The following is a 14,050-nucleotide window of genomic DNA, read 5'->3' on the forward strand; positions in this document are numbered from 1 at the left end:
TCGTGTATACGTGTGTTGTGTTCGTGAGGAATACAATAGCTTATTTTTTTTAGAATTAAAATAGCGAAACCACGCATTAGAGCGTGGTTTCAATATGTTTTACTATTTTTTTCTTACATTTTTTGAAATTAGCGAATCACTAGGCGGTCACCTGCACGAATTTGTCTCTTCTTAATGATTTTTAGGTTAGAGACAATTAGTGTATCAAGGCTAACTCCCGTTTTACGAGAAACAGACCAGAGAGAATCTCCTCTTTTCACAGTGTAGAATTGTGATGGATTACTGATCTTTTTCCCTCGTCTCTTAGCGACACGGATACGGTTACGATATTTTCTTTTACGAATGACAGACTTACGAGGTTTATCATATAGGTCCGCATACATATTATCTTTCTTACTTTGCCCGATTCTAAATGGAAGAGTCACATAAGTTCCTCTTGGAACACGAGAGCGGTGAGACTTGTAATTATCATTTAGCCAAGTAAGAACCTTCTTATCTTTGATTTTAAACTTTCTTGCTACATCATCAAGACGAGTTTTACGACCTCTTACACGATACTTTTGAAAGACTTCTTGTGAAGCAATATACTCTTCTTTTTTAGCTGAACAACAATCTGCCCATGCATCTCTTTTTCCAACAGGAACTCGAAGCGTATATGTTTCATGCGTTGGTGGTGTAAACCATCTTTGAATTTCTGGATTTAAATAATGAAGATCATCAAATTCTACATTTAAGTCTTTTGCAATCTTAAATAAATCCGCTCCACCAGGAACTTGGATTTCTTGAAAATCAAGAGGCTCATGCCAATCAATTTCTTCAAAGCCAAATGACTTTAAGTTTTTACCGATAATGGCCAATGCCATAATTTTTGGAACATAATTCTTTGTCTCAGGCTTTAGGTATCGACCTCTTCTGATCTTCCAAAAGTTTTTTGTTCGATATCTTCTTATCGCTCTTCCCATCTTACCTTCACCTGCATTATAAGATGCAGCGGCAAGCTCCCAAGAACCAAATTGCTTATATAATTTTTTTAAGTATTTTGATGCTGCGATTGAAGACTTAATTGGGTCTCTTCTTTCATCAACATACCAATTTACTTCAAGGCCATAACGACGACCTGTATATGGCATGAACTGCCATGGGCCAACTGCTTTTGCCCAAGACTTTGCTTTTGTTTGAAATCCTGATTCGGCCATTGCTAAAAAGATTAAGTCCTGTGGAAGTCCATTGTCTTTTAGAACTTTAGAGAGGATCGGCGCATATCTTCCGGCCCTTCCTGAATATCTTTGAAAGAAGCCGCGCCCTCTTCCTGTGAAATATTTAATCCACTTCTTAACAGCGGCATTATAAACAACAGGAATATCAAAATAATTATTTTCAAGATTTAAGTGCTCAGCACCATATAAGAAATAAGTTTTGATTTCGTGATTTGCAGGGTGATCAATAACAGCAGAACCGACAATTTGATCACTAGAAAACTCTGCACCATGTTTTGCAGTTCGAGCAATGATCTTTTCTTCAGAGAAATCAGCACCATCGAGATTCTCATCTTCAGTACTAAATGACTCCGTAATCTCTTTTGGACTTGGAACGTCTTTTTCTGTACTGATGCACGAAAAAAGTAGTTGGCCTAGAACCAGTAACAACAATCCGTTTTTTCTCATTGATCTTCCTTATATGTGTTCAATTCTCTCTTTACGAAAAAGGGCCCCAAAAATGGGGCCCTAATATTTTTTCAAATTGTGGTGTCTGAGTCAACGAGGAAAAGATTTTTTCGAGTTAAGAGCTCTACTAAAATCAATAACTTATATTTTACCTATGAGTTTTTCCTAAGCATCGAGTCAACAACTACTGTCCCCATAGCATCCCCAAAAACGTTCACAGCTGTTCTGAACATGTCCAGTACTCTATCAACTGCTAAAATAAGCCCAATCCCCTCAATAGGCAGTCCTACGGCCGATAGAACGATCGACATCGTAATAAGCCCTGCGCCAGGAATCGCAGCTGCACCAATTGCGGCCAGAGATGCAGTCATAAAGATAATTATTTGATGAGTTATCCCTAATTCAATACCATAGGCCTGTGCAATGAAGATTGCCGCAACTGACTCATATAGCGCAGTTCCGTCCATATTTATTGTCGCTCCTAGTGGTAACACGAACTTAGCAGTGTCTTTATCGACCCCTAAGTTTTCCTCAACATTCATCATTGTAATCGGTAAAGTAGCCGCTGACGATGCAGTTGAGAAGGCCGTAACAATTGCTGGACCAATTCCCTTTAAGACTTCTAAAGGTGACATCTTTCCACGGATACTTCCGACAATAAGTAGAAAGATTCCATGGCATAGAAGACCTAGAATAACTGTAAGCATATACTTTGATAGTGAGACAATCGCACTTGTTCCAGACTTTGCAAGTACTCCAGTCATTAGAACAAAGATACCGTAAGGAGCTAATTTCATTACTCCCATTGTAAGTTTATTTGCAAGCTCTTCTAATGCACCTACAAATTTAACAAAAGGCTCACTCTTTTTAGGAATAAATAAAGCTGTCATTCCCATTAGGATTGAAAAGACAATTACTTGTAGAATATTACCTTCAGCAAATGCACCAAATGGATTTGTTGGAATTGCACCTAAGAGAACTTCTTTTATAGAAGCAAAAAGCGAAGCCCAACCTCCAGAATTTCCTGCAACCTTTGATTGCATCGCTTCTGATAATCCTTGAACACCTGCTGAGCCTAAATCTGCTCCGATTCCAGGGTTGATAATATTAACAAAAATGATCCCGAATAATACGGCGATACAAGTTGTGAAGAAATAATAAGCAACGGCCCTTACTCCCATTCTTCCAAGAGACTCCGGAGTCCCAAGGTGATACATGGCCATAAAGATAGAAGAGAAAACTAATGGGACAATTACCATTTTTAGTAGGCCAATAAAGGCATCACCAATTGGAGCAATATATTGAACATAAGCTCCTTTCCCAAAATAATGTAGCACTAGCCCTAAAACTAGACCTAAAACCATCGCAATACCGATCTTCTGCGCTTCCTTCTTTGCTGCTGGTTGCATTAAATTCCCCTTTTAAATATAAAAATCTAAATCGTTTAAAATAACGTATGTTCAAAAAAACTCTAAAAAAATTATTAACTAGTTCATATATTCTCTTATCATTTTGCATATTTATCAATACGGCAAAAGCTAAGGTTGAAGAACCAAATTATAATTTTACCTTTGATAAATTTAAGCCGTTTCATCCCGGACAAAAACTATCAGATATTGAAAAAGAATATAAGGCCATGAGACTTATCAATAATGGCGAAGTAGTAAAAATTTATGAAATACAAATTAGACATCAGAACTATTTCTTTCCAGTTTTTGTTCACATAAAAAACTCGGATAATACTGTCTTAGACTTCTATGCTCGACTACCAAATTACTTTCTTCACAATACTTTTCATCAGTCATTAATTAACCGTTATGGAAAGCAAGACCAATTCCTTAATCGCGATGGAACCTCTGTTTACATTTGGAAAGACGAGGAAAATAAAAGAGTAACCTATTCAGGAGCTTGTACCATAACATGCTTTCCAATCTATATTCATATGATTGGAAAAGATGAATCTGAAAATCCAAATAATTTTCTAACCCAATTACTTAAGGCTAATTCAACTCCTGGGAAAGATCCGAAATAGCAAATTTATAGCTGTGAAAATTCTTAGCTATAGTGGCCACTACTTGGCGAATTGCTAGCGGCATTCCATTGGCGCCAAAGTAAGATGAATGTATGGCCAAGAAGGCCTGTGCATCTTCAAATCTCATTCTAGCTGGTGATGATTTATGAAGAGGGTCAATTTTGATAAATACTTCAGAGTTTTTAAGACTTACGCCTTCTCTCTTAGAAAATAAGGTTCTGTTTCTTACATCAATAAATACAACTTCACCCTTTACTTCATTCATGCGTCCAAGAACGATTCCTTCCTTAAGTTTTCTTCCCCAGAACCCAGCAATCCCCATTGGGGCAAGGGCCCAAGATAAGTAGCGGTTAATTACGACTCGACACTCATATTCTTTATTTGTGTGACCAAATTCAGGGAATGTTCCCATTAGCCATTCATTTGATGCGAGTGAGAGAACAATCATCGCCATATTCTTATATCGATAAACATTATATCCAGGTTTTTGGACAATACTTTCCATTCCATACTTATCATCTTGGAAGTTTGAACGAATTTGCGAGGCAACCATTGGAGTGGCCTCATCTATCGTTAAGACCTTCGCCATTTGACTCGTTGCTATAATCTGCTGTGCAGACTCTCCTTCTTTCTCACTTAGTTCCGTAAAGTTCATTACCTGTAAGAAGCCTACAACCTCCGGATCAAACTCAGCGACCCTCAATCTGATATAAATAGGAAGCGATTGCTCCTTAGCAAATTGATAATACTTGTATTTTTCATTACTTACAGATTGCATCTGATACCTCCGTCATCCTAACTTTTCGGCTTTTGAAATATCTTTATGAGCAAATGACTCACTATGACAGGAGCTAGGCAAAAAATCCTCAAAAAGCTGCGTGTAATTGCGTCTAAATGCTTGACAACAGGCCCAATTTTTCATAAAAATCCTAGTTTCATAGAGTTAATATTTCAGTCCGAGGGAAGGAAGTGTTGGAGAAAACCTCTGGCCCCCAAAGATTGCCTTTTATAGGAGAATTTATGTACGGAGTAGTAGAAATTCAAGGTCACCAGTACAGAGTAGAAGCTGGTATGACTATTGACGTTCAGAAGTTAGATCAAGAAGCTGGATCAACTGTAGAATTTGATAAGGTTCTATTTGTTGGTGGTGAGAGTGCAAAAGTTGGTGCTCCAACTGTTGATGGTGCAAAAGTTGTTGCTGAAGTAGTTAGACATGATCGTTCAAGAAAAGTTATCGTTTTCAAAAGAAAGCCAGGTAAATACCAGAAGAAGAACGGACACAGACAACACTTTACAACTTTAAAAATCAAAGAAGTTAAAGCTTAATCAATTATTAATTTTAGGAGTTAAATATGGCACACAAAAAAGCCGGTGGTTCAACAAGTAACGGTCGTGATTCAAACCCGAATATGTACGGTGTTAAGAAATTTGGTGGTGAAGCTGTTGTTCCAGGAAACATCATTGTAAGACAAGCAGGATCTAAATTCCATGCTGGTAAAAACGTTAAAGTAGGAAAGGACTATACTCTTTTTGCAACAAAAGAAGGTAAAGTTCAATTCGGTTTCTACAACAAGAAGAAGCAAATTGTTTCTGTTGTTGAAGCATAAGAATTATTAAATCTTACACTATTAATTAGTTGTAAATATGAAAGGGAGCCTATACATAGTGCTCCCTTTTTTTATATAAACGCTCTATAAAGAGTGAGAAATTATGAAGTTTATTGACGAAGTAAAAATAACAGTAATCTCCGGAAACGGTGGTAATGGATGCGTAAGCTTCCGCCGTGAGAAGTATATCCCATTTGGAGGCCCAGATGGTGGTGACGGTGGAGATGGAGGAAGTGTCTTCTTCGAAGCAGATGAAGGGATGAATACTCTCGTCAACTTTCGTGGAAAGAAAACCTATCGTGCTGAACATGGTCAGCAGGGTGGAGGCCGCCAGATGTGTGGCCCTTTCGGAGACGACCTCACAATCAAAGTACCAGTTGGTACCATTGTTCGCTTACAAGAAAATGGTCAGGTCATTGCAGACTTAACTGATCACGGTATGCGAATCAAAGTAGCAGAAGGTGGCCGTGGTGGACTTGGTAACCTACACTTCAAAAGTGCAACAAACCAAGCTCCAAGAAAAGCAACAGCCGGAAAAGAAGGGCAAGAACTTGATGTTGAATTAGAACTTAGACTTCTAGCAGATATCGCATTGGTAGGTTTACCAAATGCTGGTAAATCAACATTAATATCTTCAATTTCAGCGGCAAAACCAAAAGTCGCCGACTACCCTTTTACGACTTTAGAGCCAAACCTAGGTGTTGTTACCCTAGGTGAAGAAGATTCTTTTGTTGTTGCTGATATCCCCGGCCTTATTGAAGATGCTTCTGAAGGAAAGGGACTTGGAATTAAATTCTTAAAACATATAGAAAGAACAAAATCACTTGTTCATCTTGTTGATGTTTCTTGGTGTCTCGATGAATACGAGGCCTTTGAGCAATATGTAATCATTCGCCAAGAACTTGGTAGATATAACGAAGACCTTTTAAATAAGAAAGAAATCGTTTGCTTAACAAAAATTGATGCAATGACAGATGAAGAGATCAAAAAGTTTCAAGTCTTTTTTGAAGAGCAAATTGATCGCAAGTGCTTACCTATTTCTTCTGTTTCAGGATTAAATATTGATATATTAAAATCACTAATGCTTAAAACGATAAAGGACGAATAAATGTCACAAAACGAGTTTATTAATAAAAATGTTGATGAAATTGCAGATAATAAGGAATTAGAATTTCCATTAAATATTGCAATGGCAAGTGCATGGATTCTAGGAAACTTCAAAGGTATTAACCTTAAAGTTCTTGATATGAGAAAGACAACATCTCTTGCTGATTACTTTGTTCTTGCTTCTGCAACGAACTCTGCAATGGCAAATGCGATGTCTGATGAGATTGGTAAGCAAATGAAGCGCAAGGGGCAAACAATTGTCTCTAAAGAAGGTCTTCACCAGTCAACAGATTGGATTCTTATCGATGCTGGAGATATCATTGTTCACATCTTTGATGAATCATCTCGTGAAGCTTACGATATCGACAATCTATGGTCTGTTCCTTCAGTTGATATTCCAAACGAATATTATTATTCAGATGAAGCTGAATCAACTTCAGGTGATGAAAAAGGTTATTTCTAAACCTTCAAGTTATGAAAGACTTTCATCTCATCGTCATTGGGAAGTTAAAGGATAAGAATCTCATCGCCCTTGAGAACGATTATCACAAACGAATTAACTTCCCAAAACTTCACATCCATGAATGCAAGGGCCACAAAGAAAATATTGATCTCGAATTAAAAGAACTCTTAAATAAAGTTGAGTCCATTAAGGCCAAACATGGAAAGCAGCATATTGTTGCACTTACTGAACATGGAAAAACCTTAACAAGTGATAAGCTTAGCCAATATGTTTATGAAACGATGGAAAATAAACAGTGTGGAATTTGTTTTCTAATTGGTGGAGCAGCTGGCTTTCCTAGAGAGTTTTTAAAAACTGTTGATTACCAACTATCACTCTCCCCTATGACTTTTCCACATAAGATTGCACGTCTAGTTTTTGTTGAGCAACTTTATCGTGCTCAAACAATTAAACAAGATCATCCTTATCATAAAAATTAAATCTTAGTTTGAAACACCAATTGCTTTTTTAATGCGACGTAGATTCTCTTGAGCAATAGGACGTATCTTAGCAGCACCATCAGCTAAAATTTTATCAATCTGAGATTTATCTGCCATTAATGCATCATACTTCTCACGCATTGGTTTTAGCTCACGATTAACAACCTCAAAGAGTTCAAGCTTGGCATAACCCCAGCCAATTCCTTCTTGGTATCTTTTTGCAAGTGCATCTTGCTCTTCTCTTGTTGCAAAGAACTTATAGATATCAAAAATTAGAGAATCATCTGGATTCTTAGGTGCCTCTGGAGGTGTCGAATCAGTAGTGATCTTATTAATCATTTTCTTAAGCTTCTTCTCTGGAATGAAACATGGAATATGATTATTATAAGACTTACTCATCTTACGTCCATCAAGGCCAGGTAGTAACTTATTCTCTTCTTTGCTAACAATTGCTTCAGGAAGAGTTAGAATATCACCATATTTATGATTAAAACTTGAAGCGATATCACGTGCGATTTCAATATGCTGAAGTTGATCTTCACCAACAGGAACATACTTAGTATTCATGAAAAGAATGTCAGCGGCCATTAATACAGGATAAGAAAATAGTCCCATATTAATTCCATAATCCTCATCGCGTTTTTCTTCTGCGTTCTTATCCTTCTTTGCCTTGTAAGCATGTGCTCGATTCATTAATCCTTTCGATGCAAAACAAGAGATAATCCAGTTGAGTTCAGTAATCTCTGGAATATCACTTTGCTTGTATAGAACGGCCTTTTCTGGATCAAGGCCAGCTGCTAACCAAGTAGCGGCAACTTCATAAATGTCATTTCGAAGCTGCTCACCATCGTGAACCGTAATAAGAGAATGATAGTCAGCAATAAAGAAGTATCCTTCCATATCAGAGTTTTTCACATTTTCTATTGCTGGTTTAATAGCACCAATGAAGTTACCTAGGTGTGGCATTCCCGTTGGCTTTACACCAGTCAAACAAATCTTCTCATTACTCATTCTCAAGCCTATTGATAAAAGTTCACAGTCATTTATAGCTAATTATTAGACAAAAAAAAAGGGCCTTAGGCCCTTTCTTATATTCAGAAATTTTTTATTCTTAATTATCGTATTTAACAACAGATGATGATTCCATCAATTCTGTTAATGCTTCAATAGCAAATTCTAAGGCCTGATCGCCATAAGGGATAGAAGAGTCTTGGTGACAAAAACGAGATTGCTTAACAAGTGAAGCACACAAGCGCATTGTTTCGGCCGTTCCATCAAAGAAGTCGGCTTCGTCTTCTGTTGTAATAATATGTGCCATTAGCATATTGATTGTTTTGATAGCTCGAAGTTGCGCTGGAGTAAGCTCTGTTGTATCGATATCAATAGTTAGCTTACTGTGGTTTTGCATTTCCATTGTTTAATCTCCAAAAAATTTATTTTTTCACATCCCTCATACATAGTTCATATCGGTAGCAACTCAAGGAATTTTAGTAATTTATGTCTGACAATTTTAATTTGACATAAGGAGCTTTCGATAATATATTGATTTTACTTTGTCGCGGGGTGGAGCAGTTGGTAGCTCGTCGGGCTCATAACCCGAAGGTCATAGGTTCGAATCCTATCCCCGCAACCAATTCATAATTAAAAGATGCCAACTAAATAGTTGGTTTTTTTGTTTCTGGGGAACCTATTGACCTTCGGGCAGGCCCTCAGGCTGGACCCTCCTTAAGGTCGGCTCCAGAGGTATCGAATCCTATCCCCGCAACCAATTCCAAACAAATTCACAAACTAAGCCACTGTTCATAAAACGATACTTTCTCTAAGTTATTTCACTGTAAAGAATCGTTTCTAAGTATTATCTATAAGTTATCCTTCAAAACTTTAACTATCCTAAACAAAAGTAGTTAAGCGACTGAATTTAAAGACTTTTCACCGTAAATAAATTTCAATAAGGCTAGATAATTCAAGGAAATTAAGTTAGTCTCCCGCAATGAATTTCAACACAGACAAAGAGAATAAGATTGAGGGATTCCTACTCATGGCAACAATGCTCATGGTGGGAATAAGCTATCTCTATTACTTTATATATTTTCCACATATAATTTTTGAAGTTGTTTCAAAAGAGATGTTTTATTCGATAGCGGCTCTACAGTTTATTGTTTTCATTCTAGCTAAAATTTTAAAGCTTGATCATTTAGAGAAATTCACATGTGTTATTCCATCAATCCTAATGATGAATCTATTGATCTTTTCATTTGGAGGATTGAATTCTCCAGGTGTTCTTTGGATTACTGGTACCCCAATCTTTATGGGCGTATTCTATAAAAGAACAGGTATGCTAACGGGACTTTTTGTCATGTTGTGTGTCTTCACATTCTTTCTAGTATTCGACTACCATATTTTAGAGTTGGTTAGGCCATTAACATCAATTGAATACAAGTCTTTACTTCGCTCAAATATTATTCAATTTTCAGCGTTAACAACCGTTTATTTCTCTTTTTATATTTGGCTTGAATCAAATCATCGAACACGTCTTATATATACAAATAAACAATTGGACACTCTTTTACATGTTGTCCTACACGACTTATCTAATCCAATTACGATTCTAAAACTTAAAATAAAAAACTTATCTAGGAAGCATGATCTTGGGATGAAGTCGGAGCAACAAATTAATAATTCATTTAGTAAAATCGAAGAGATCATTAAGTCTGTTCGTACTTTTCAACTTGATACAGATAACCTAACTTTTCAAAAAGCTGAGATCTCTCCTGACTTCATTCATAGTTACTCTAAGAGATTTTTTGAAAGTCATAATACAAAAAACCTTAAGCTACATTTTGATATTGATACTAATAAATCATTCCTATGTGAAAAAAGAGTTCTGACGGATCATATCCTTGGTCATGTATTAACTAACGCCATCAAATTTAGTCATGATGGCCAGGATATTTTGATTAAAGTCTATAATGATACACAAAAGCTATATATTGACGTTATCGATAAGGGTGTTGGTATACCTAAGAACTTAATTAAAGATATTTTTAAGTTTGATAAGAAATCAAAGCGCATAGGTACACATGGTGAATCAGGAACGGGCTATGGACTTCCTATTGTTAAATACTTTACTGATTATTCAAATGGGCGTGTAGCAATTTCATCAGAGCATAAGATTGGAACTAGAGTTTCCCTTGCCTTTAATCTTGCTAAGAAGTCTTAGTGGAGACCGGCAGGAGGAAGCATTAGTAACTCTTGCCAATGGGCCAGATGCTTCAATCCACTTTCATTTAGAAGGTGCTTATCTTCGAGCAATTCACGGTAGCAATTTATCCAAGTTTCAATTATCTTCTCAACGACTTCAACAGGAATAACTTTCGCTTCAATAAGAGGAGCATCCACATGTCTCAGAGACGAAAAATAAAAGATATCATTCACACGTGAGCGATTATTTGTACAATACTCAAGTGCTGTAAATACCTTTTGAATATATGAATGTGAATAATTGAAACTTCCCATAATTAACTCCATCTCTATCTTCCCAGCTCTTCGGAGTTGGGTAAAGAAAAAGTTAATTATGAACAAGTTTTATGCAGATATTTGATTGAAACGTTCAATGGCAATATTGAAACGATCCTTTAAGAGTTTTAAGCGTATTTCATTTTTTTCAGGGAAACGACTAATCCCCTTACTTAATAAAGTAATTTCGGCCTGAACGTAGCGCTTCTTTAATTTTGTGCCACGTACACCCTTTAATTTTCCAAGATAATTTATATTGGAAGAAGTCATATCGTTCATTTTTAGAATGATTGATTTTTCGACGACTTCACGACTTTGCTCAATTTCTGCTGATTGCAAGTGTCTTTCAATCAACTCAAGTTGCATAGTTAAACGGCGAATTTCTCTCGAAAGAGAGTCTGTAGGTAATTTCTTAGTAGTCACGTCTTACACTCCATAATCAAAAAGACATAAACTTTATACCCTAGAACAGGTTCTAAGTTATTGAAGATTGTAAGAATGATTAACGTGTTAGGATTTTAGACAATGATTGGCCTAGTTAATGAACTAGGCCAATTTTCATTATAATGATTCAATAAATTCAATAACTTGTGTTCCTGAGTTAACATCAGGAGCACCACCTTGGGCGAAATTTGGGCGTCCACCACCACGTCCAGAGACTGGCTCTAGGATCTTCTTTAAGAAGTCACCGGCTTTCACATCTGAGTTAGACCAAACAAATGATTTCATCCCTTTCTCATCTTTTGTTAAAAGACAGATTAGTTGATAATCGCCTTTATTAATTAGGTTATCTCCGACTTCTTTTACGGCCTTAGCGTCTGCTTCCATAGTTGCAGCAAATAACTTGAAGCCTTCGTAATCACGTTTTACTTCTTTTTTAAATTCAGTTGATCCACCTTGTGCAGCTTTTGCTTGTGCTTCTTTGATTTTCTTTTTCATCTCAGAGCGCAGATCTTTGATACGGGCAGGAACTTCAGTCGGTTTAGTACTTAGCTCTTTGGCCGCAGCATTTAATAATGCCGATCTTTCCTGCATAACTTTAATTGCAGCAGATCCAGTAACCGCTTCAATACGACGGATTCCTTTAGCTACAGATGTTTCCGAAGTGATAACAAATAAACCAATATCACCTGTGCGGCCAACGTGAGTCCCCCCACAAAGTTCAACACTATCTTTTCCAAAGGCAATAACTCGAACATCACTATCGTATTTCTCACCAAATAGTGCCATCGCTCCACTATCTATTGCTTCTTCATATGAACAAAGCTTTGTGGTACGTGAATCATTTTGCATAATCCACTTATTAACAAGGGCCTCAACTTTGATTAATTCTTCATTTGAAACAGCTTGTGGGTTTTGGAAATCAAAACGTAATCGATCAGCTGTAACCATTGAACCCTTTTGAATTGCATGCTTTCCAATTACTTCGTGAAGAGCTGAATGAAGCAAGTGAGTCGCAGAGTGATTTCTCATTGAAGCTTTGCGATTATCTTCATTAACAATTAATTCAATTTTTTCACCAGTTTCAATTTCACCAGAGATAACTTTAGCAACGTGAACATGAACATTCTTAACTTTCATCGTATCGAGAATTTGTAACTCACCCGTTGCAGTTCTAGCAGTTCCAATATCACCGGCCTGTCCACCTGACTCACCGTAAAAAGGCGTGTGCTTTGTTGCAAAGTATGTAGTTTCATCGTCACGATATATCTTTAAAATTTCACTATCTGTTTCTAGAGAATCGTATCCAGTGAACTCTGTATCATCGACTTCGATAAACTCAAGCTCAATTCTTTCTTGATCTGCTGCCACCCCGCCTTTTCTCGAAATAACTCGAGAAGCTTTTCTATGGGCCTCATAACATTCGTTATATTCAATTTCAGCAAACTCGATATTCTTTGAAGCAAGCTCTGCCTTAATTACTTCTAAAGGAAGTCCATGAGTCGTCACAAGCTCAAATGCTACATGACCAGGAAATAGCTCTTTAGATTTAGGATTCGTTGAAAGCTCCTCTTCAATTTTTTTAAGGCCATTTTCAACAATAGGAACAAATTCATTAATTTCTTGTTCCATATTATAGATGATTGCTTCACGAGCAGACTTAAGCTGTGGATAGTAATCACCGAGCATCTCAATTGTTTTTTGAATATGCTTTTTAAAGACTGGTTTTACGCCTCTTGAGATACAGGCCGCAACACACTTTCTAATTAAACGTCTTGGAATATAACCTTGGCCTTCGTTTCCAGGCATAATCCCTTCACCAAGGATCATAATACTTGCACGCATATGATCAGAGATCATACGCTCTGTTTGAACATCAGTATTTTTGCCTAATAACTCTTTTGAAAGTTGCATTAGAGGAGCGAGAAGATCTGTTTCATATACTGAGTCACATCCATTCATAACCATAGCAAGTCTTTCAAGACCAGAACCTGTATCGACAGACTTAAGAGGTAGTGGTTCAAAAGTACCATCCTTCTTCTTATTAAGCTCCATGAAGACACCAGCGTTCCAAATCTCAATGTAACGACTTACATCATCAAAATGTCCACCTGGTTTATATTCAGGGCCATATTCAGCACCAGTATCATAGAAGACTTCAGTACATGGCCCACAAGGTCCATGGTCCCCAGCTGGTCCCCAGAAATTATCATCACCTAGAACAACAATATGATCTTCAGGTACACCGCACTTTTTCCATGCTTCAATTGACTCAGTATCTGGCTTAATACCAAGGTCTTCATTTCCGCCATAAACAGTGAAATATAGGCGTTTTGGATCAAAATCTAATTCATCAACAAGTAGGTCATATGCAAGCTTACATGCTTTATCTTTGTAATAATCGCCAATTGACCACGACCCTAGCATTTCAAAGATTGTTAAGTGATGGCGATCTCCAACATCATCAATATCTTTAGTTCTAATACAAGGTTGATAATTTGCTAGCCTTGGTGATGGTGGCGTTTCTTTTCCAAGAAAGTAATTCTTTAATGGCGCCATACCTGAATTTATAAAAAGCAGTGTCGGATCATTTTGAGGAACGATCGATGAAGCACCGATTTTTAAATGGTCCATCTTTTCAAAGTATTCTAAAAATTTCTCTCTAATTTCTCGAGACGAAAGTGGCTGCATAATTTTTCTTCCTTATATTTCTTTGCCAGTATTACTACTCGCATCATTCA

General features: G+C 36.9%; 15 protein-coding genes and 1 tRNA gene. 8 read left to right on the top strand and 8 right to left on the bottom strand.

Features of this window, described 5'->3' with window-relative positions; translation table 11 throughout:
• Positions 1–128: 128 nt before the first annotated feature.
• Positions 129–1,664, bottom strand: a complete 1,536-nt coding sequence (locus BALOs_RS12960; RefSeq protein WP_120405402.1) for a lytic transglycosylase domain-containing protein — start codon at positions 1,662–1,664, stop codon at positions 129–131.
• 152 nt (positions 1,665–1,816) lie between these two features.
• Positions 1,817–3,073: a dicarboxylate/amino acid:cation symporter gene (locus tag BALOs_RS12965; RefSeq protein WP_120405403.1), complete on the bottom strand. Its 1,257-nt coding sequence runs from the start codon at positions 3,071–3,073 to the stop codon at positions 1,817–1,819.
• Positions 3,074–3,120: 47 nt separating this feature from the next.
• Here BALOs_RS12965 and BALOs_RS12970 point away from each other — a divergent pair, with 47 nt between their 5' ends.
• Complete coding sequence (locus BALOs_RS12970) at positions 3,121–3,696, top strand: hypothetical protein (protein WP_120405404.1); 576 nt, start codon at positions 3,121–3,123, stop codon at positions 3,694–3,696.
• Here the strand turns inward: BALOs_RS12970 and BALOs_RS12975 are convergent.
• Positions 3,665–4,474, bottom strand: coding sequence for a hypothetical protein (locus tag BALOs_RS12975; RefSeq protein ID WP_120405405.1), 810 nt, complete (start codon positions 4,472–4,474; stop codon positions 3,665–3,667). The two genes, BALOs_RS12970 and BALOs_RS12975, sit on opposite strands and share 32 nt — an antisense overlap.
• 242 nt (positions 4,475–4,716) lie before the next feature.
• Between BALOs_RS12975 and rplU the strand changes: the two genes are divergently transcribed.
• From rplU to BALOs_RS13000, 5 genes are all read left to right on the top strand, one after another.
• Positions 4,717–5,022 (top strand): 50S ribosomal protein L21, encoded by a 306-nt coding sequence (gene rplU, locus BALOs_RS12980; protein WP_114705629.1) that lies wholly within the window; start codon positions 4,717–4,719, stop codon positions 5,020–5,022.
• Positions 5,023–5,048: 26 nt separating this feature from the next.
• Entirely contained in the window at positions 5,049–5,303 is a 255-nt protein-coding gene (gene rpmA, locus BALOs_RS12985; protein WP_114705630.1) for a 50S ribosomal protein L27, read from the top strand.
• 103 nt (positions 5,304–5,406) lie between these two features.
• Complete coding sequence (obgE, locus tag BALOs_RS12990; RefSeq protein WP_120405406.1) at positions 5,407–6,411, top strand: GTPase ObgE; 1,005 nt, start codon at positions 5,407–5,409, stop codon at positions 6,409–6,411.
• The gene (gene rsfS / locus BALOs_RS12995; RefSeq protein ID WP_114705632.1) at positions 6,412–6,873 is read left to right on the top strand and encodes a ribosome silencing factor; all 462 of its coding nucleotides are present in this window, start codon (positions 6,412–6,414) and stop codon (positions 6,871–6,873) included.
• 11 nt (positions 6,874–6,884) lie between these two features.
• On the top strand, positions 6,885–7,352 hold the full coding sequence (locus tag BALOs_RS13000; protein WP_120405407.1) for a 23S rRNA (pseudouridine(1915)-N(3))-methyltransferase RlmH: 468 nt from the start codon (positions 6,885–6,887) through the stop codon (positions 7,350–7,352).
• Between the two features lie 3 nt (positions 7,353–7,355).
• On the opposite strand, the gene BALOs_RS13005 is transcribed toward BALOs_RS13000, so the two are convergent.
• Both BALOs_RS13005 and BALOs_RS13010 read right to left on the bottom strand, forming a co-directional pair.
• Positions 7,356–8,363 carry a tryptophan--tRNA ligase gene (locus BALOs_RS13005; RefSeq protein ID WP_120405408.1) on the bottom strand — a complete coding sequence of 336 codons (1,008 nt, stop codon included), beginning with the start codon at positions 8,361–8,363 and terminating at the stop codon, positions 7,356–7,358.
• A 100-nt stretch (positions 8,364–8,463) separates the two neighbouring features.
• Entirely contained in the window at positions 8,464–8,766 is a 303-nt protein-coding gene (locus tag BALOs_RS13010) for a hypothetical protein (protein ID WP_114705635.1), read from the bottom strand.
• A gap of 143 nt (positions 8,767–8,909) precedes the next feature.
• Here BALOs_RS13010 and BALOs_RS13015 point away from each other — a divergent pair.
• A tRNA-Met gene (locus BALOs_RS13015) sits at positions 8,910–8,985 on the top strand.
• Between the two features lie 357 nt (positions 8,986–9,342).
• Positions 9,343–10,572 (top strand): sensor histidine kinase KdpD, encoded by a 1,230-nt coding sequence (locus tag BALOs_RS13020; protein ID WP_114705636.1) that lies wholly within the window; start codon positions 9,343–9,345, stop codon positions 10,570–10,572.
• Here the strand turns inward: BALOs_RS13020 and BALOs_RS13025 are convergent.
• The 3 genes from BALOs_RS13025 to alaS all read right to left on the bottom strand — a co-directional run bounded on the left by BALOs_RS13025 (position 10,569) and on the right by alaS (position 14,000).
• Positions 10,569–10,868 carry a hypothetical protein gene (locus BALOs_RS13025; RefSeq protein WP_114705637.1) on the bottom strand — a complete coding sequence of 100 codons (300 nt, stop codon included), beginning with the start codon at positions 10,866–10,868 and terminating at the stop codon, positions 10,569–10,571. The genes BALOs_RS13020 and BALOs_RS13025 overlap by 4 nt on opposite strands.
• A gap of 69 nt (positions 10,869–10,937) precedes the next feature.
• Positions 10,938–11,291: a hypothetical protein gene (locus BALOs_RS13030; protein ID WP_114705638.1), complete on the bottom strand. Its 354-nt coding sequence runs from the start codon at positions 11,289–11,291 to the stop codon at positions 10,938–10,940.
• Between the two features lie 138 nt (positions 11,292–11,429).
• Positions 11,430–14,000 (bottom strand): alanine--tRNA ligase, encoded by a 2,571-nt coding sequence (gene alaS, locus BALOs_RS13035; RefSeq protein ID WP_120405409.1) that lies wholly within the window; start codon positions 13,998–14,000, stop codon positions 11,430–11,432.
• Positions 14,001–14,050 lie beyond the last annotated feature (50 nt).

It is taken from the genome of Halobacteriovorax sp. BALOs_7 (genome assembly GCF_003612895.1).
Taxonomy (GTDB): domain Bacteria; phylum Bdellovibrionota; class Bacteriovoracia; order Bacteriovoracales; family Bacteriovoracaceae; genus Halobacteriovorax_A; species Halobacteriovorax_A vibrionivorans.

What these genes read in the sequence shown, in the direction of transcription:
- BALOs_RS12960 (WP_120405402.1), bottom strand. Translation starts at nt 1,664, where the DNA reads ATGAGAAAAAACGGATTGTTGTTACTGGTTCTAGGCCAACTACTTTTT.
- BALOs_RS12965 (WP_120405403.1), bottom strand. Translation starts at nt 3,073, where the DNA reads ATGCAACCAGCAGCAAAGAAGGAAGCGCAGAAGATCGGTATTGCGATG.
- BALOs_RS12970 (WP_120405404.1), top strand. Translation starts at nt 3,121, where the DNA reads ATGTTCAAAAAAACTCTAAAAAAATTATTAACTAGTTCATATATTCTC.
- BALOs_RS12975 (WP_120405405.1), bottom strand. Translation starts at nt 4,474, where the DNA reads ATGCAATCTGTAAGTAATGAAAAATACAAGTATTATCAATTTGCTAAG.
- rplU (WP_114705629.1), top strand. Translation starts at nt 4,717, where the DNA reads ATGTACGGAGTAGTAGAAATTCAAGGTCACCAGTACAGAGTAGAAGCT.
- rpmA (WP_114705630.1), top strand. Translation starts at nt 5,049, where the DNA reads ATGGCACACAAAAAAGCCGGTGGTTCAACAAGTAACGGTCGTGATTCA.
- obgE (WP_120405406.1), top strand. Translation starts at nt 5,407, where the DNA reads ATGAAGTTTATTGACGAAGTAAAAATAACAGTAATCTCCGGAAACGGT.
- rsfS (WP_114705632.1), top strand. Translation starts at nt 6,412, where the DNA reads ATGTCACAAAACGAGTTTATTAATAAAAATGTTGATGAAATTGCAGAT.
- BALOs_RS13000 (WP_120405407.1), top strand. Translation starts at nt 6,885, where the DNA reads ATGAAAGACTTTCATCTCATCGTCATTGGGAAGTTAAAGGATAAGAAT.
- BALOs_RS13005 (WP_120405408.1), bottom strand. Translation starts at nt 8,363, where the DNA reads ATGAGTAATGAGAAGATTTGTTTGACTGGTGTAAAGCCAACGGGAATG.
- BALOs_RS13010 (WP_114705635.1), bottom strand. Translation starts at nt 8,766, where the DNA reads ATGGAAATGCAAAACCACAGTAAGCTAACTATTGATATCGATACAACA.
- BALOs_RS13020 (WP_114705636.1), top strand. Translation starts at nt 9,343, where the DNA reads ATGAATTTCAACACAGACAAAGAGAATAAGATTGAGGGATTCCTACTC.
- BALOs_RS13025 (WP_114705637.1), bottom strand. Translation starts at nt 10,868, where the DNA reads ATGGGAAGTTTCAATTATTCACATTCATATATTCAAAAGGTATTTACA.
- alaS (WP_120405409.1), bottom strand. Translation starts at nt 14,000, where the DNA reads ATGCAGCCACTTTCGTCTCGAGAAATTAGAGAGAAATTTTTAGAATAC.